Source organism: Actinomadura napierensis (assembly GCF_039529375.1).
Classification (GTDB): Bacteria; Actinomycetota; Actinomycetes; order Streptosporangiales; family Streptosporangiaceae; genus Spirillospora; species Spirillospora napierensis.
Genome location: NZ_BAAAMR010000113.1, coordinates 1 through 17038, shown reverse-complemented (window position 1 = coordinate 17038; position 17038 = coordinate 1). Strand labels below are relative to the sequence as shown.

General features: G+C 73.4%; 16 protein-coding genes. 7 read left to right on the top strand and 9 right to left on the bottom strand.

Annotation, left to right across the window (positions count from 1 at the left end; translation table 11 throughout):
- The first annotated feature begins 46 nt into the window (after positions 1–46).
- The 5 genes from ABD296_RS40335 to ABD296_RS40315 all read left to right on the top strand — a co-directional run bounded on the left by ABD296_RS40335 (position 47) and on the right by ABD296_RS40315 (position 3228).
- Entirely contained in the window at positions 47–664 is a 618-nt protein-coding gene (locus ABD296_RS40335) for a TetR/AcrR family transcriptional regulator (RefSeq protein ID WP_344280463.1), read from the top strand.
- A 65-nt stretch (positions 665–729) separates the two neighbouring features.
- Positions 730–1161 (top strand): SRPBCC domain-containing protein, encoded by a 432-nt coding sequence (locus ABD296_RS40330; protein ID WP_344280460.1) that lies wholly within the window; start codon positions 730–732, stop codon positions 1159–1161.
- The gene (locus tag ABD296_RS40325) at positions 1151–1480 is read left to right on the top strand and encodes an ArsR/SmtB family transcription factor (RefSeq protein WP_344280457.1); all 330 of its coding nucleotides are present in this window, start codon (positions 1151–1153) and stop codon (positions 1478–1480) included. The genes ABD296_RS40330 and ABD296_RS40325 overlap by 11 nt, the downstream gene beginning before the upstream one ends.
- 47 nt (positions 1481–1527) lie before the next feature.
- The gene (locus ABD296_RS40320) at positions 1528–2280 is read left to right on the top strand and encodes a DUF899 family protein (RefSeq protein ID WP_344280454.1); all 753 of its coding nucleotides are present in this window, start codon (positions 1528–1530) and stop codon (positions 2278–2280) included.
- A 147-nt stretch (positions 2281–2427) separates the two neighbouring features.
- Entirely contained in the window at positions 2428–3228 is an 801-nt protein-coding gene (locus ABD296_RS40315; protein ID WP_344280450.1) for an SAM-dependent methyltransferase, read from the top strand.
- Positions 3229–3235: 7 nt separating this feature from the next.
- Here the strand turns inward: ABD296_RS40315 and ABD296_RS40310 are convergent, their stop codons facing one another.
- The 9 genes from ABD296_RS40310 to ABD296_RS40270 form a co-directional block, all read right to left on the bottom strand.
- Positions 3236–4078: an SMP-30/gluconolactonase/LRE family protein gene (locus tag ABD296_RS40310; RefSeq protein ID WP_344280447.1), complete on the bottom strand. Its 843-nt coding sequence runs from the start codon at positions 4076–4078 to the stop codon at positions 3236–3238.
- A gap of 76 nt (positions 4079–4154) precedes the next feature.
- Positions 4155–5333 (bottom strand): aldose epimerase family protein, encoded by a 1179-nt coding sequence (locus tag ABD296_RS40305; protein ID WP_344280444.1) that lies wholly within the window; start codon positions 5331–5333, stop codon positions 4155–4157.
- A gap of 127 nt (positions 5334–5460) precedes the next feature.
- On the bottom strand, positions 5461–6723 hold the full coding sequence (gene mmsB / locus ABD296_RS40300) for a multiple monosaccharide ABC transporter permease (RefSeq protein WP_344280441.1): 1263 nt from the start codon (positions 6721–6723) through the stop codon (positions 5461–5463).
- Positions 6720–8306 carry a multiple monosaccharide ABC transporter ATP-binding protein gene (mmsA, locus tag ABD296_RS40295; RefSeq protein ID WP_407061566.1) on the bottom strand — a complete coding sequence of 529 codons (1587 nt, stop codon included), beginning with the start codon at positions 8304–8306 and terminating at the stop codon, positions 6720–6722. The genes mmsB and mmsA overlap by 4 nt, the downstream gene beginning before the upstream one ends.
- Positions 8307–8310: 4 nt before the next feature.
- Positions 8311–9438 (bottom strand): multiple monosaccharide ABC transporter substrate-binding protein, encoded by a 1128-nt coding sequence (gene chvE, locus ABD296_RS40290; RefSeq protein WP_344280438.1) that lies wholly within the window; start codon positions 9436–9438, stop codon positions 8311–8313.
- A gap of 39 nt (positions 9439–9477) precedes the next feature.
- The gene (locus ABD296_RS40285; protein ID WP_344280435.1) at positions 9478–10476 is read right to left on the bottom strand and encodes a hypothetical protein; all 999 of its coding nucleotides are present in this window, start codon (positions 10474–10476) and stop codon (positions 9478–9480) included.
- On the bottom strand, positions 10460–11506 hold the full coding sequence (locus ABD296_RS40280) for a zinc-dependent alcohol dehydrogenase (protein ID WP_344280432.1): 1047 nt from the start codon (positions 11504–11506) through the stop codon (positions 10460–10462). Before ABD296_RS40280 ends, ABD296_RS40285 begins: the two co-directional genes overlap by 17 nt.
- Positions 11503–12654: a mandelate racemase/muconate lactonizing enzyme family protein gene (locus tag ABD296_RS40275; RefSeq protein WP_344280429.1), complete on the bottom strand. Its 1152-nt coding sequence runs from the start codon at positions 12652–12654 to the stop codon at positions 11503–11505. The genes ABD296_RS40280 and ABD296_RS40275 overlap by 4 nt, the downstream gene beginning before the upstream one ends.
- Positions 12655–12744: 90 nt before the next feature.
- Positions 12745–13833 (bottom strand): LacI family DNA-binding transcriptional regulator, encoded by a 1089-nt coding sequence (locus ABD296_RS40270; protein WP_344280426.1) that lies wholly within the window; start codon positions 13831–13833, stop codon positions 12745–12747.
- A gap of 301 nt (positions 13834–14134) precedes the next feature.
- On the opposite strand from ABD296_RS40270, the gene ABD296_RS40265 reads away from it, so the two are divergent.
- Together ABD296_RS40265 and ABD296_RS40260 are read left to right on the top strand one after the other, a co-directional pair.
- Entirely contained in the window at positions 14135–15952 is a 1818-nt protein-coding gene (locus ABD296_RS40265; protein WP_344280423.1) for a sensor histidine kinase, read from the top strand.
- Positions 15943–16617 (top strand): response regulator transcription factor, encoded by a 675-nt coding sequence (locus ABD296_RS40260; RefSeq protein WP_344280420.1) that lies wholly within the window; start codon positions 15943–15945, stop codon positions 16615–16617. The genes ABD296_RS40265 and ABD296_RS40260 overlap by 10 nt, the downstream gene beginning before the upstream one ends.
- The last annotated feature ends 421 nt before the right edge of the window (positions 16618–17038 follow it).

Here is a 17038-nt window from a genome sequence, read left to right as displayed (position 1 = left end):
GAGGCTAGACTCGCCGCGACCGCACGTCAATCCGAGGGAGCCGCCGATGCCCCGGCCCGACCGCCGGCAGATGCTGGTCGACGCCGCCGCCGAGCTGTTCGCCGGCCGCGCCTACGACGAGGTCACCACGACCGAGATCGCGCGGCGGGCGGGCGTCGCCTACGGGCTGATCGCGCACCACTTCGGCAACAAGCGCGGCCTGTACCTCGCGACGATCCGCGCCGCCGCCGACCGGCTGCGGGTCGTCCACGAGGCGGAGCCGCAAGGCGCGACGCCGGGGGAGCAGCTGCGCGACGCCCTCGACCGGCACATCGCCTTCATGGAGGCCAACGCCTCCGGCTTCCTGGCGGTGATGCGCGGCGGCAACGGCTCCGACCCGGAGGTCCGCGCGATCGTGGAGGACCTGCGCTGGCAGGGCGCGCAGCGGCTGCTGGACGCGCTCGGCGTGCCCGATCCGGCCCGTCCGGTGCTGCGCACCACGATGCGCGGCTGGGTCGGTTACCTGGACGAGGTCGTCATCGACCACCTGCGGCACCGCGACGTCCCGCGCGGCCGGCGGGCGGCCCTCGCCGCGGCGACCCTGGCCGCCGCCCTGCGCGCCGCGCGCGCGGCCGACCCGGACATCGGCCTCGACGCCGAGGTGATCGACCTGCTCGGCGCATGACCCGTTGACGCAACCAGATGGTTGCCATAATATGGCAACCGTTGAGTTGCTATATGGAGGTCGCCATGGGGTTCCCCGATCGGATCGAACGGACCGTGGAGCTCGCCGCCCCGCCGGGGAAGGTGTGGGCGGCGCTCACCACGGCCGAGGGGCTGGCCGCCTGGTTCGGCGAGGAGGCCGCCATCGACCTGCGCCCGGGCGGCGCGGCCTGGATGGGCTGGAGCGACGGGTCCGCCGTCGCCATGCGCGTCGAACGGATCGAGGAGCCGCGGGTGTTCGGCTTCACCTGGCAGCTCAAGGGACTGCCCGAGGACGACCCGCGCCGCACCTACGTCGAGTTCACCCTCGAACCGTCCGGCGCGGGCACGCGGCTGCACGTGGTGGAGACCGGTTTCGCCCAGCTCCCCGAGGACGTCCACCAGGAGGAGTACGACGCGCACGTCGGCGGATGGGCGGCGGAACTGGGCGAACTCGCCGGGCACCTCGATGCGGCCTGACCTCGAGGCGACCGCCGAGCGGGTCTTCGCCGCGCTGGCCGACCCGTCCCGGCGCTCCATCCTGGCGACGCTCGCCGCGGACGGGCCGGCCACCGCCACCGACCTGGCCGCCCGGCTGCCGATCACACGGCAGGCGATCGCCAAGCACCTCGCCCTGCTCACCGGGGCGGGCCTGGTGACGGCCGAACCGGGGGAGCGGCGCCGGGTGCGCTACCGGGTGCGCACCGCGCCGATGCGGGTGGCGCAGCAGTTCCTGAACGTGCTGGCCGGTGACTGGGACGACCGGCTCGACGCGCTCAAGGACCACCTCGAGCAATGACCCGGACACCACATACGGCCGGCGGACGCCGGCACACGGAGGGGATCATGAACGACAGGACGAACACGACGGCGGCCGCCGAGGCGCTGCCCAGGATCGTCGACCGGGCCACCTGGCAGGCCGAGCGGGACGCGCTGCTGGTGCGGGAGAAGGCGCACACCCACGAGGGCGACGCGATCGCGGCGGCGCGCCGGCGGCTGCCGATGGTGGAGGTGGACGCCGCCACCCCGCTGACCGGCCCGGACGGGCCCGTCCCGCTGCTGGAGACGTTCGAGGGCCGGCGGCAGCTGATCGCCTACCACCACATGTGGCACGACGGCCACCCCGCCGCCGAGCAGTGCGAGGGATGCACGTTCTTCAACTCGCAGGTGCGGGAGCTGTCCTACCTGCACGCCCGCGACGTCACCTACGCCACCTTCTGCAAGGGCCCGTACGAGGCCAGCGTCCGCTACCGCGACTTCATGGGCTGGGACGTGCCCTGGTACTCGGCACGGGAGTCCATCGACGCCCTGCACGCGGACCGGAGCAGCTTCGGGTTGGCGTGCTACGTGCGGGACGGCGACCGGGTGTTCGAGACGTACTGGACCACCGGCCGCGGCGTCGAGCCGATGGCCCCGACCTGCGGGCTGCTCGACATGACCGTGTACGGGAGGCGGGAGGGCTGGGAGGACTCGCCCGCCGGATGGCCCCGCCCGTGGGAGAGCGACAGCGACAACTGGCGTACCGGCGGGCGTCCGACCGCGCAGCTGTCCCGGCTCGAAGCCGGGCGCTCCGACGATCTCGGCGGCGCCCGGCCCTGAACGAGGCCCAGCCCGTCGTCCCGTCCACGGTGCCGAGGGTGAGGAGAACCGGGTGAGCGGGTTCAGGCCCGGATGCGGTGCGTCCCGGCGCGAGCACGGCGCGTCCCATGAGACGATCGTTCTCCCCGGGACGAAGCGGAGACTGCGATGGCCGAGGAGAGGTGGTCCCCCGCCGGCGTCGACCTGACCACGCCCAACACGGCGCGGATCTACGACTACCTGCTCGGCGGCAAGGACAACTACGCCGCCGACCGCGAGGTCGCCGAGCAGCTGCTGGCCGTCATCCCGGAGGCGCGGACGGCGGCCAGGGAGAACCACGCGTTCGTCGGCCGAGCGGTCCGGCACCTCGCCGGGCGGGGCGTGCGGCAGTTCATCGACGTCGGCAGCAAGCTGCCGGCGGCCGGCAACGTGCACGAGGTCGCGGCCGAGGTCGCCCCGGACGCGACCGTCGTGTTCGCCGACGGCGACCCCGTCGTCCTGGTGCACGCCCGGGCGCTGCTGGCCGGCACTGAGCGGACGACGGTCGTGCAGTGCGACCTCACGCACCCCGAGACCCTCGCGGACGATCCGACCGTCCGCGAGCACATCGACTTCTCCGAACCGGTCGCGATCGTGCTCGACCGGGTCCTGCACTTCATCCGCGACACCGCCGCGGCGACGGAGACCGTCCGGCGGCTGCACGAGGCGCTGCCGCCCGGCGGGCACCTGGTGTTCACCCACATCACCCACGAGCCCCAGCCGGAGTCCAGCAAGGACGTGACCGAGGTGTTCAAGCCGACCTGGCACTTCTGGGGCCGGACCCGGGCCGAGGTGGAGGCCCTCGTCGCGCCGTTCGAGCTGCTCGACCCCGGCCTGACCTACACCCCGCTGTGGCGGCCCGAGCCCGGCGCGGCGATCGCGCATCCGGAGCGGACGTTCACGCTCGCGGGCGTCGGCCGCCGCGTCTGACCGACCGTCAGCCGGCGAACGCAGGTGAGGGCAGGCCCTGCCCCGCGTCGGGGACGACGAACAGGGATCCGCCGTGGGGATCGTCCTTCGGCGCGCCCACGGTCGCCGTCGTGATGTAGAGGTCGCGGAGGTCCGGGCCGCCGAACGCGCAGGCGGTGGTCTGCGCGGCGGGCACCTCGACGGTGCGGTCGAGGTCGCCGCCAGGGGTGTAGCAGAGGACGCGGCCGCCGCCCCACAGGGCGACCCAGATCCGGCCGTCGGCGTCGGTGGCCAGCCCGTCGGGCTGCCCCGGAACGGAGACGAACGCGCGCCGGCGGGTGGCGCCCTCTTCGGGGCGGAAGTCGAAGACGTCGATGCGGCGCGTGGGCGTGTCCACGTAATACATCAGGCGCCCGTTGGGGCTCCAGGCGATCCCGTTGCTGACCGTCACGTCGTCCAGCACCGTGGCCGTCTCGCCGCCCGGGCGGACGCGGCGCAGCCGGCCGCCTCCCGGCGCCTCGTCGTAGCGCATCGTCCCGGCCCAGAGCGCCCCGTCCGGGCCGACGCCGGCGTCGTTGCCGCGGCAGCCGGGGACGGGGTGCTCGGCGAGCCAGCGGAAGGCGCCGTCGGCGTCGTAGAGCCCGACGCCGTCGCGGAGGTTGACGACCAGGCCGCCGCCCGCCCGGGGCCTGGCCGCGCCCACGTGCTGGGCCGTGTGGCGGACGGTGTCGGCGCCGGTGGCCGGATCGTAGGCGTGCACCTCGTTGCCGAGGATGTCGACCCAGAGCAGCACGCCGGCGGCGGCGTGCCAGTTGGGTCCCTCACCGAGCCGGACGCGGGAGGGCAGGGCGATCTCGATGCGGTGTTCCATGGGGTTCCTCGGTCGGCCCGGACGGCCGGGAGCGGGCACCGGCATCGCACCGCCGGTGCCCGCTCCCGGCCGGGGGTCAGGACGTGGAGAAGGAGTAGACGCTGGTGGAGTCGTAAGTCTGGCCGGGCCGCAGCGTGGTGCTCGGGAACTGCGGCTTGTTGGGCGAGTCGGGGAAGTGCTGGGTCTCCATGGCGAACCCGTCGCCCTGCCGGTACATCTTCCCGCCGGTGCCGACGAGCCGGCCGTCGAGGAAGTTGCCGGAGTAGAACTGCAGGCCGGGCTGGTCGGTGCGGACCTCCATCACCCGGCCGCTGGCCGGCTCGGTGACGCGGGCGGCGAGCTTCATGCCGGTGCCGTCGAGCACGAAGTTGTGGTCGTAGCCGCGCCCGTACACCATCTGCTGGTTGCCGTCGCGGATGCGTTCGCCGATGGTGTGCGGGCGGGTGAAGTCCAGCGGCGTGCCGCGCACCGCGGCCAGCTGCCCGGTCGGGATGAGGGTGGAGTCGACCGGCGTGTAGCGGGACGCGTTGATCTGCACCCTGTGGTCGTAGACCTCGCCGGACCCCTCACCGGCCAGGTTGAAGTAGGTGTGGTTGGTCAGGTTCACTACGGTCGGCTTGTCGGTGGTGGCCTGGTAGCGGATCCGCAGGTCGTTCTTGCGCGTGACCGTGTAGGTGACGGTGGTGCGGAGAGCGCCGGGGTAGCCCTCCTCGCCGTCCGGGCTGACGTACGACAGCCGCAGCGACGCCCCGTCCTCGCTCTTGACCGGCTGGGCCGTCCACACCCGCTTGTCGAAGCCGGTCGTGCCGCCGTGCAGGCTGTTGTTCCCGTCGTTGGCGGGGACCTTGTACGTCTTGCCGTCCAGGGTGAACTGGGCGCCGCCGATCCGGTTGCCGTAGCGCCCGATCAGCGCCCCGAAGTAGGGGTTCTCGTCCTTGTAGGTGTCGCTGAGGTAGCCGTCCAGCGTGCCGAACCCGAGCGCGACGTCGCCGGAGCGGCCGTGCCGGTCGGGGACGTCGAGGGACTGGACGATGCCGCCGTAGGTGAGGATGCGGACCTTCATCCCGTGGCCGCTGCCGAGCGTGTACCGGTCGATCTTCGTGCCGTCCGGCAGCGCGCCGAACGGCTCCTTGGCGATGGTGGGCCCGGACGACGCGGGCCCGGACGACGCGGCGGTGGCCGGGACGGCGAGCAGGCCGCCCGCGAGCAGTGCGGCGGTGGCCAGCGGGATGGTGAGGGGTGGGACGCGCTTCATCGGTGTTCCTCTCGCATGGGGGGAGGGAGGAGACGGACTTGCGTGTTCTTGTTGGGTGAGGGGGACCGGCGGATCGCCGCCGGCCCCCCTCGATATGCGGCCGGACAAGTGGTGGCGCGCCGCCGGGTCAGCGCAGCAGCGGCGAGCCGGCCCGCCGCTTGGTCCAGACGTCGAACGCGACGGCGGCCAGCAGGACCAGGCCCTTGACGAGCATCACCCGCTCGCTCGGGGCGCCCATCAGCGACATGCCGTTGTTGATCACGCCCATGATCAGGCCGCCGGTGATGGCGCCGACCACCTTGCCGACGCCGCCCTGCACCGCGGCGCCGCCGATGAACGCCGCGGCGATCGCGTCCAGCTCGAACGTGTTGCCCGCGGTGGGCCCGGCCTGGTTGAGCCGGCCGGCGAAGATGATCCCGGCCAGCGCCGACAGCACGCCCATGTTGACGAACAGCCAGAACACCACCGACTTGGCCCGCACGCCGGACAGCACGGCCGCCTGAAGGTTGCCGCCGACGGCGTACACGTGCCGGCCGAACACCGACCGGCCGGTCAGCAGCGAGTACGCCAGCACCAGCACCGCCAGCAGCACCAGCACCCACGGCAGGTTGTGGAACCGGGCCAGCTGCACGGTCACCGCCATGATCAGCGCACCGGCCGCGACGATCTTCAGCAGGAACACCGGCACCGGGTCGACGGTCTGCCCGTAGCCCAGCCGCGTCGCGCGGGTGCGCCACCGCGAGACCGCGAGCCCCGCGACGGCCACGATCCCGACGAGCAGGCTGAACAGGTCCGCGCCGCCCAGCGGGCCGAGCCCGATGTTGCCGAAGTAGCCGGAGGTGAACCCGTTCGACAGCGTGCGGACCTGGTCGGGGAACGGCCCGAGGCCCTGGTTGCCGAGCACCGTCATGGTCAGCGCGCGGAACAGCAGCATCCCGGCGAGCGTCACGATGAACGACGGGATGCCGAAGAAGGCCGTCCAGTACCCCTGCCACGCACCGATCGCGGCGCCCGCGACCAGCGTCAGCAGCAGGGCGAGCGGCCAGGCGACATGGTGGTTGACCATCAGCCAGGCGGCGATGGCGCCGGTGACGCCGACCAGCGAGCCCACCGACAGGTCGATGTGCCCGGAGATGATGATGAGGATCATCCCGATCGCCAGGATCAGGATGTAGGAGTTCTGCACGATGATGTTGGAGATGTTCTGCGGCTGCAGCAGATCACCCCCGGTCAGCACCGCGAACAGCACGACGATCAGCGCGAACGCGATGTAGATGCCGCTCTGCCGCACGTTGATCGTCAGCCGTGCCCGGCCGGGCGCCGCCCGCGGTGCGGGCGCGGTGCCGGCGGTGGCCGCGGTGTCGGTCCCGGCGGGTGCGGTCCGGCTCATCCGACCTGCTCCCTTCCCATGGTCATGTAGGTCATGAGGCGCTCCTGGGTGGCCTCGGCGCGCGGCACCTCGCCGGTGATCCGGCCGGCCGCCATCGTGTAGATCCGGTCGCACATGCCGAGCAGCTCGGGCAGCTCCGAGGAGATCAGCAGGATCGCCCGGCCCTCGGCCGCGAGCCGGTTGATGATCGTGTAGATCTCGTACTTGGCGCCGACGTCGATGCCGCGGGTCGGCTCGTCCAGGATCAGCACGTCCGGATCGGTGAAGATCCACTTGGACAGGACGACCTTCTGCTGGTTGCCGCCGCTCAGCTGCCCGGTCGCGGCCAGCACGCTCGGCGCCTTGATGTTCATCCCGCCGCGGAACTCCTCGGCGACCTTGTACTCCTCGAACTCGTTGACCCACCCGGCCCTGGCCAGCTTCCCGATCCGGGCGGCCGACACGTTCCTCTTGATGTCCTGGATGAGGTTGAGGCCGTAGCGCTTGCGGTCCTCGGTGGCGTAGGCGATGCGGTGCCGGATCGCGTCCCGCACGGTGCGCAGCTGCACGGGCTCGCCGTCCTTGTAGACGCGGCCGGAGATGTCCACCCCGTAGGACCGCCCGAACACGCTCATCGCCAGCTCGGTGCGGCCCGCGCCCATCAGCCCGGCCAGCCCCACGATCTCGCCGCGCCGCAGCGCCAGGGCGGCCCCCGACACCACCGCCCGGTCGCGCTGCGCCGGGCTGTGCACGGTCCAGTCCTCGATCCGCAGCACCTCCTCGCCGATCTCCGGCTCGCGCGGCGGGAAGCGGTGCTCCAGGTCCCGGCCGACCATCCCGGAGATGACGCGGTCCTCGGTGACCCCGCCGCCGGACGCGTCGAGCGTCTCGATCATCCGGCCGTCCCGCAGCACGCTGACGGTGTCGGCGATCGCCAGCACCTCGTTCAGCTTGTGCGAGATGATCACGCAGGTGATGCCGTCGTCGCGGAGCCCGCGCATCAGGTTCAGCAGGTGCGCGGAGTCCTCGTCGTTGAGCGCGGCGGTCGGCTCGTCCAGGATCAGCAGCCGCACCCGCTTGGACAGCGCCTTGGCGATCTCCACCAGCTGCTGCTTGCCGACGCCGAGGTCGGCGATCGGGGTCACCGGGTTCTCCGGCAGCCCGACCCGCTCCAGCAGCCCGCCCGCCTCGTGGTTGGTGCGGTTCCAGTCGACCAGGCCGCGCAGCCCGAGGAACCCGCGCGCCGCCCGCTCGTTGCCGAGGAAGATGTTCTCGGCGATCGACAGCTGCGGGCACAGCGCCAGCTCCTGGTGGATGATGACGATGCCGCGCTCCTCGCTGTCGCGGATGCCGGAGAACCGGCACGGCTCGCCGTCGAAGAGGATCTCCCCGTCGTACGAGCCGTGCGGGTAGACCCCGGACAGCACCTTCATCAGCGTCGACTTGCCCGCGCCGTTCTCGCCGCAGATCGCGTGGATCTCGCCCCGGCGGACGGTCAGGTCGACCTCCGCCAGCGCGTTCACGCCGGGGAACGTCTTGGTGATCCCGCGCATCCGCAGGATGTCGTCGCGTTCCGCGGTGCCGTTGGTCTCATCGGTGCTCACGGCGTCATCCCAGCTGCGCCTGCGTGTAGTAACCGGACTGGACCAGCTCGGTCTGCACGTTGGCCTTGTTCACGATGACCGGCTGGAGCATCTGGGTCGGGACGACCTTCTTCTGGTTGTCGTAGTCCTTGGTGTTGTTCACCTGCGGCTTGCCGCCCTTGAGGATGGCGTCGGACATCTTGGCCGCCTCGTCGGCGAGCTTGCGGACGTCCTTGAAGATGGTGGAGTACTGCTCGCCGGCGAGGATCGACTTCACCGACGCCCGCTCGGCGTCCTGCCCGGTCACCACCGGGTACGGCTGGCTCGCCGTGCCGTAGCCGTTGCTCTTGAGCGCCGACAGGATGCCGATCGAGAGCCCGTCGTAGGGCGACAGCACGCCGGCGACCTTGGCGCCGCCACGGTAGGTCTTGGTGAGGATGTCCTCCATCCGCTTCTGCGCCGTGGCCGGGTCCCAGCGCAGGATCGCCATCGTCTTGAAGTCGGTCTGGCCGCTCTTGACGACGAGGGTGCCCTTGTCGATGTACGGCTTGAGCACCGACATCGCGCCGTTGTAGAAGAACGGCGCGTTGTTGTCGTCGGGCGAGCCGGCGAACAGCTCGATGTTGAACGGGCCCTTTGCCTTGCCCTCGGAGCCGTCCTCGTTCTTGATCTTCAGGCCGGTGAGCAGCGAGGTCGCCTGCTCCACACCGACCTTGTAGTTGTCGAAGGTGACGTAGTAGTCGACGTCCGGGCTGCGCATGATCAGCCGGTCGTAGGAGATCACCGGGATGTGGTTCTGGTGCGCCTCCTCCAGCTGGCTGGTCAGCGCGGTGCCGTCGATGGAGGCGACGACCAGCAGCTTGGCGCCCTTGGTGATCTGGTTCTCGATCTGGCTGACCTGCGTGGGGATGTCGTTCTCGGCGTACTGCAGGTCGACCTTGTAGCCGAGCTTCTCCAGGTCGGCCTTGAGGGTGTTGCCGTCGCGGATCCAGCGTTCGGACGACTTGGTCGGCATCGTGACGCCGATCAGCGCGCCCTTGGCGTCGCCCGCCTTGGGCTTCTTGTCGACGGTCTTCTCACTGGAGCCGCACGCCGTCATGGTGGTCGCCAGGACCAGCGCGGACAGGACCGTGGTGATGCGCCGGACTCTCATCTCGTTCTCCTTCGGGGTGGGGGAGGGCAGCGGAACGAATCAGCGTGGGACGGCGGACGCGGGCAGGGCCTCCGGCAGGGCCGGGAACCGCCGCAGCGGCCCCGGGTCCCGGGACCCGATCGGGGACATCCCGCCGCCCGCCCCGAGCCGGGCGAGGGTGTCCAGGACGAGCCGGCCGCGCCGCACCCGCTCCCGCGCGCTCGCCACGGCGGCGGGCAGCAGGTGTTGGCCGACCGGATAGAGCGCGGGCGCGTTGCGCAGCCCGAACTTCAGATAGATGGGGGCGCCGCAGCGGATCAGCTCCGCGGCGTCGTAGAAGCGGACGAACCCGCCGAGGTCGTCGGGCGCCTCGACGTAGAAGTCCATCGGCGCGGCGCTCACCGCGCGGATCTCCGCGAGCTGGCCGAGCGACAGGTCGCTCGGCACGTTCACCGAGTCGGCGCCGAGCCCCTCCCACACCGCGAACGAGGCGGGGTTCACCGGGCCGACCAGCGCGGACACCTTGAACGTGGTGCCGGCGGGCAGCCGCCCGGCCTCGCGCAGCCGGTGCAGCGTCCACAGCACGCCCTCGTCGGCGACCAGCAGCGACCGCACGCCCAGCGCGGTGGCCCGCTCGGCGTCCTCGACGCACTGGGCGAGCTGGTCGCGGCCCCGGGCCCGCGGGCCGGAGGCGTTGTAGGAGCGGCCTCCGGCGCCCGGTTCCCAGGTGCCGCGCGGGCCGAGGAACAGGCACAGCTCGATGCCGCGCGCGTCGCAGGCGTCCACCATCTCGCCGATCTCGGCGTCGGTGAGCATCCAGACGCCGCTGCCCTGGCTGATGCGGTGCAGCGGCACCTCCAGCCGGTCGCTCTCCTCCAGTACGGCCGCCAGGACGGCGGGCCCCTCGCAGGAGGGCAGCTCCGTCCGCCAGGCGCCGCCGTCGGGGAACCGCAGGCCGGACGCGGGCGGGGGTGCGGCGCGGCCGGGCAGGCCGAGCGCGCGCAGCGCCTCTTCGCCGGGCGCGCGGCCGGCGCCGGGGTCGTCAGAGAACGGGTCCATCGGTCCTCCCGCCGTTCGGGGTCGTGTCGAGGTCGGGGCGCAGCAGCACCTTCCCGGCGTCGGGGGAGCCGCTGAGCTCGAGCGCCGCCGCGAACTCGGTCAGCGGCAGCTCGTGGGTGATCAGGGGCGCCGGCCGCAGCACGCCGGTGCCGAACGCGCGCACCGCGTACGTCCAGTCGGCGGGGCCGGAGCCGAACACGGTGTGCAGCGACAGGGCGCGGGTGACCAGCAGCGACGTCGGGACGGCGTCGGCCGGGTCGGCGGGGGTGCCGGTGAGGACGACCCGGCCGCCGCGCCGCGCCAGCCGCACCGCCGAGCTCGCGGTGCCCGCCGCCCCGGCGGTCTCCACGACCACGTCGAACGCGCCCTCGTCGGCCTCGCCCGGCCGGCTGAACGCGGTCGCCCCCGCGTCCAGCGCCGCCGCGCCGCGCTCCACGCGCGGGTCGATCGCGACGAGGCGGGCCGGCGACGACGCGGCGAGGAACTGCAGGGCGAGCATTCCGAGGGTGCCGGCGCCGACCACCGCGACCGTCTCGCCGGGACGCGGCGCCGCGTGCCGGACGGCCCCGGCGATGACCGCGGCCGGTTCCAGCAGTGCCGCCGCGCGCAGGTCGGCGCCGGGCGGCAGCACGTGCAGCAGCCGGGCCGGCACCAGCAGGTGGTCGGCGAACGCGCCGGGCCGGGTGAAGCCCGTCTCGTCGTAGCGGGTGGCGCACAGGTTCGGGGCGCCCTCCCGGCAGCGCCCGCACGCCATGCAGCCGCGGAACCCCTCGCCGACGACGGCCGCGCCGACCAGCGACGGGTCGGTGTCGGGGCCGACCGCCTCGACCGTGCCGGACCACTCGTGCCCGGGGACGACGGGGTAGCAGGCGAAGCCCTCGGGGCGCGCGCCGTCGAACAGCTCCCGGTCGCTGCCGCACAGCCCGGCGGCGGCGACCCGGACGCGGGCCTCGCCGCGGCCCGGCTCCGGCGGGTCGCCGGCGTCGATCCGCCAGCGGCCCGGCGCGTCCACCAGCACGGCGCGGCTCAACTGCGCGTCCCGCGGAAGTGCCAGCCGTCGGCGTACAGGTCGAAGTCGGCGCGCTGTTGGGGGAACGCGGCGACCGCGTCGAGGTCGAGCTCGACGCCGAGGCCGGGCGCCTCGGGCCGCGCGAAGTAGCCGTCGACGACCTGGGGGGCGCCCTTCGCGACGTCCTTGACGGCGGCGTCGGCGAAGTCGTTGAAGTGCTCCAGGATCTTGAAGTTGGGGGTGCAGACGCCGAGCTGGAGGCTCGCGGCCGTCAGCACGGGGCCGCCGACGTTGTGCGGCGCGACCTGCACGTAGTAGGTCTCGGCGGTCGCGGCGAGCTTGCGGACCTCGGAGATGCCGCCGGTGTGCCCGACGTCGGGCTGCAGGACGTCGGCGGCCTGCAGTTCCAGCAGCTCGCGGAACTCGATGCGGTCGTGGACGCGCTCGCCGGTGGCGATCGGCAGCCCGGTGTGCGCGGACACCTTGGCGAGCGCCTTGAGGTTCTCCGGCGGGACGGGCTCCTCCAGCCAGGCCGGGTCGAACGGGGCGAGCAGGCCGGCGAGCCGGATCGCGGTCGCGGGGGAGAACCGGCCGTGCATCTCGACCAGCAGCTCGGTCTCCGGGCCGACCGCGTCGCGCACCGCCTCGACCAGGTCGATGGCCAGCACGGTCTCGGCGTGGTCCAGTTCCATCCGGCCGGCGCCGAACGGGTCGAGCTTCAGCGCCCGGTAACCGCCGTCCATGACGCGCTTGGCGGCAGCGTGGAACTCCTCCGGCGTCCGGTCGACGGTGTACCAGCCGTTGGCGTACGCCTTCACGCGGTCGCGCACCGAGCCGCCCAGCAACCGCCACACCGGCTGATCGAGCGCCTTGCCGACGATGTCCCAGCACGCCATCTCGACGCAGGCGATGCCGGACATGACGATCTCGCCGGCCCGGCCGAAGTCGCCGTACTTCATCCGGCGGACGAGGTCCTCGATGTCGAACGGGTCGCTGCCCACGATGTGGCGGCGCCCCGCCTCGGCGAGATAGCCGATCAGCGCGTCGGTGTGGCCGAGCATCCGGGCCTCGCCGACGCCGGTGAGCCCCTCGTCGGTGCGGACGGTCACGAACGTGAGGTTCCGCCATGGCGTGCCCAGGACATGGGTGCCGATCTCGGTGATGCGCAACGTGCCGCCCCTCTCAACTCAACCTGGCACTAGCTTGTGTTAGCGCTAACATTCGCGAGCCGCGGAAGCCGTCCTCCCGCGTGCTCGGCGTCAGCGGCCTCCGGGCCGCACGGCCGTGCTCTCCCTCACCACCAGCTCCGGTTCCACGCTGCGGCGCGCGGGCGGGCCGCCGGGCGCGCCGCCGGGATCGTCGACGCGCTCCAGCAGCAGCTGGAACGCGTGCCGCCCGACCTCGCCGAACGGCTGCCGGACGCTGGTCAGCGGCGGCGCGAAGTAGGGCGCCTCCGGCACGTCGTCGAAGCCCACCACGCTCACCTCCTCGGGGACGCGGCGGCCGGCCTCGCGCAGCGCGCGCAGCAGGCCGAGGGCCATCGGGTCGTTGGCGGCGAACACCGCGGTCACCGCCGGGTCGGCGGCCAGCCGCCGGCCGAGCTCGTACCCCGACCGGGCGCTCCAGTCGCCGGCCAGCGGCTCGGGGACCTCCCGGCCCTCCTCCGCCAGCACCGAACGCCAGCCGTCCACGCGGGCGCTGGCGTCGATCCAGTCGGCCGGGCCGGCCATGTGCCACACGGTCTCGTGGCCGAGGCTCAGCAGGTGCCGGACGGCCCGCACGGCGCCCGCGCGGTGGTCGACCGACGCGACCGGGACCGGCAGGTCGTCGCCCGCGCCGACCGCCACCACCGGCATGTCCGGCGGCAGCCGGCGCAGGCCCTCGGCGGCGGACTGGTGCGGCGCGATGATGACGATCCCGTCCACCGACTGGGAGCGCAGGCGCTGCACCCCGTCCTCGATGGAGCGCCGGGTCAGCGAGCCGAGGCTGGCGATGTTGATCATGTAGTCGGCGCTGCGCGCGGCGCGCTCGATCCCGTACAGGGTCGAGGCGGGGCCGTACAGCGTCGTGTCGAAGCTGACCACGCCGAGCACCCCGGACCGGCCGGTCGCCAGCACACGCGCCGCCGAGTTCGGCCGGTAGTCCAGATCGCGCATCGCCGCCAGCACCCGCTCGCGGGTGCGCGGCGCGACCTTGCCCGGGTCGTTCAGGACCCGCGACACCGTCATCGCCGAGACCCCGGCGAGGGCCGCGACGTCCTCCATGACCGCCGCGCGCGACCGCACACCGCCCGGCCCGGCGCCGGGCGAGCCGGTGCCGGGCGGAGGAGGGGGCGCTGCGGTGGTCACTGTGATCTGCTCCACATCGGTCGGGTGCCCTGAATGTTTGCGATAACGCGAACTGATGTCAAGAGCCTGAACAGAATCGTGGTAGCGCAAACATTCATCCGTCTGCGGGGAACCGCCCACGACCACGGTGGCCCTGCCCCCGCCTCCGGCGGAGTGCGTCGCGATCGGGTAACGGCCCTCTCGCGGACGGGCCGGACCGGGGACACTTCCGGTGCGCGTCCGGGAAAGCACGGTGCGCGTGCCCGTGAGATCCCGGTACCGGGAGAGCTCTCCAGGTCCGAGCATGGAAAGGATGGTCGTGGTGATATCCGCCCCGCGGAGGCGCAGGTCGCCACCGTGGTTCGGCGCGGAGACGAGGCGCGCCCTCGTCGCCGGCCTGGCGGTGGCCGCGCTCGCGTTCGCCGCGGGATGGCCGTACTGGCGCGACCACGCCGCCGCCGCGGCGGTCAGCCTCGTCGGCACCGCCGGGATCGCGGTCGTCGGCGCGCTGCTGGCGACCGGCGCCCGGACCCGGCGGACGGGCCTGCTGTTCGTGGCCGCGTCGCTGTGCTGGGCGCTGAACTGGCTGGCGAGCTGGGACACCGGCCCCGGGCCGCTGCTGTCCCCGTACGCCCAGGCCGACTTCTACCTCGCGCTGGCCGCGGGCGTGCTGCTGTATCCGGCTGGACGGCTGGAGTACGCCGCCGACCGGATCTGGACGGTGTTCGCCTGCGCGGTCCTGTGGGGCTGCCCGACCGCGCTGTGGGTCACCTCGCGCCCGGAGTGGGCCGCCTTCCGCGGCCGGCACGTGTGGTGGCCGGCGCCGTTCCCCGACCACGCGGTGTTCCGGGTCGTCCTGGAGGTCTCCGCCGTCCTGTACATCGTGCTCGCCCTGTCCTTCGCCGTCGTCCTGCTGCTGCGGCTGCCGAAGATGAGCCGGATGCGGCGCGCGGTGACGCTGCCGGTGACCGTCGCGCTGGCGTTCGTCGGGATCTCCGCGGCGCTGACCCAGCGGCCGATCATGGAGGAGTCGATCTCCCTGGACGCGCTGCTGGAGGTGTACGCGATCCAGGGCGCGGTGGTCGCGCTCGTCCCGCTCGCGCTGCTGGCGACCGGGCTGCGCACCCGGCTCGCGGAGCTGGCCGTCGCCGGGCGGATGCTCCGGTTGACCGCGCCGCCGTCGGTGGAGCGCGTCCGCGACGCCCTCCGCGACGTCCTGCACGACCCGACCCTGCAACTGTGGTTCTGGGCGCCGGCCGAGGAGGTCTACGTCGACACCGCCGGACGTCCCGTCGCCGGCCTGGACGACGGCGACCCCGGCGGCCCGGACCCCGGCGACCCGCCGGAGGAGGGCGCCGGACGGTGGCGGCGGCGCGTCGAGACCGCCGCCGGCGAGCCGCTGGCGATCGTGGAGCTCGCCGGGGCGCTGCGCGACCACGGGTCGCTGGTCGAGGCGGCGCTGGAGGCCGGGGGCCGGGCGCTGGAGACGGCGCGGCTGCAGTCCAACGTCCAGGCCGGACTGGAGCAGGTGCGGTCGGCGTACGGCCGGCTGCTGCGCGCCGAGACCGTGGAGCGCGAGCGCCTGGCCCGGGACCTGCACGACGGCGCGCAGCAGCGGCTGCTGGCGCTCGGCGCGATGCTCGCCACCCTGGAGGCCCTCGCCGTGGACCCGGCGGTGAAGGACCACGCGCGCGACTGCCGAAAGGAGCTGATGGCGGCGCTGGCCGAGCTGCGCGCCCTCGCCCACGAGGTGCAGCCGGCGCTGCTCGTCCAGGACGGCCTCGGCCCGGCGCTGGAGGTCGTCGCCGAGCGGCTCGGCACCCGCGTGCTGCTGGAGGTGACCGGCGAGCGCTACTCCCGCGAGATCGAGTCCGCTCTTTACTCCGTACTTTGCGAAGCTTTGTCGTACGCTGTCGACCGCGCGCGTGCGACCCGTGTGACGGTCCGGGTGCGTCCGGACGGCCACCGGCTGGTGGCCGAGGTCAGCGACGACGGCGAGCGGCCGGGCGGGCAGCCCGGCGCGGTGCCGGACGGGCTGGCCGGCATGGCCGGGCGGATCAGGGCGCTGCGGGGGCACATGGAAGTCGACGGAGATCCCACCCGGGGTACGACGGTAAGGATGGTCCTGCCATGCGAGTAGCCGTGGCCGAGGACAGCGGGATCTTCCGGCAGGCGCTGGTCACCCTGCTCACCACGGTCGGCATCGACGTCACGGTGTCGGCGGCCTCGGGCGAGGAGCTGCTCGCCCGCGTCGCGGAGGACCCGCCGGACGTCGCGATCCTCGACCTGCACATGCCGCCGACCTACACCAACGAGGGCGTCGTCGCGGCGCGCACCCTGCTGCGCGGCCATCCCCGGATGGGCGTGCTGGTGCTGTCGGCCTTCAACGAGACGCCGCAGGCGATGGAGCTGTTCCGCGACCAGCCGCGCGGCGTCGGCTACCTGCTGAAGGACCACGTCACCGACGTCGACAACCTGCGCGGCGCGCTGGAGCGGGTGACGCGCGGGGAGGTCGTCATCGACCCGGACGTGGTGAGCCGGCTGGTGGAGGCCCGGCACCGGGAGCGGGAGCTGTCCCGGCTGTCCGGCCGCGAGCGCGAGGTGCTCGGGCTCATGGCGGAGGGGCACTCCAACGCCGGCATCGGCAGGCGGCTGCACCTGTCCGCCCGCACCGTCGAGGACCACGTGCGGGCCATCTTCACCAAGCTCAAGATCACCTCGACGGGCGGCCCGCCGGGACCGCAGGACAGCAACAAGCGGGTGCTGGCGGTGCTCACCTGGCTGCGCGCCGCCGAGACGCGGTGACCGCCCGGATGCGGGCGCACTCGTCCCACCCGCCCCGCGCATCGATCGGGTAACGGGCTCTCGCGCGCGGCGGCGCGGTGAGGAAGACTTACGGTACGAGCCCGGTCGCGGTACGTGACGCCGGTGGTGGCCCCCGCACGCCACCGGGGCGCGCCGCCGGCCCGGTGCCCGTGGCCGTCCGGCGCCCTCATCCTCCCGCCGCCGCCTCCCGGGCGCATCCGGGGAAACCCGACGCCCGTCCGGTGGTTCCCCGGGCCGGGGCCGCCGGCGTGCCGCGGGAGCCACGGGACGCGGGCTCCGGCGCGGCCCCGGCGCGGGCCCCGACAGGGAAGGGACGGTCGTGAGGTCCGTGCGCGTGCGGGCGCCGCTGTGGTTCGCCGCGCCGCTGCGCCGCGCCGCGGCGGGAGGCGCGGCGGTCGCG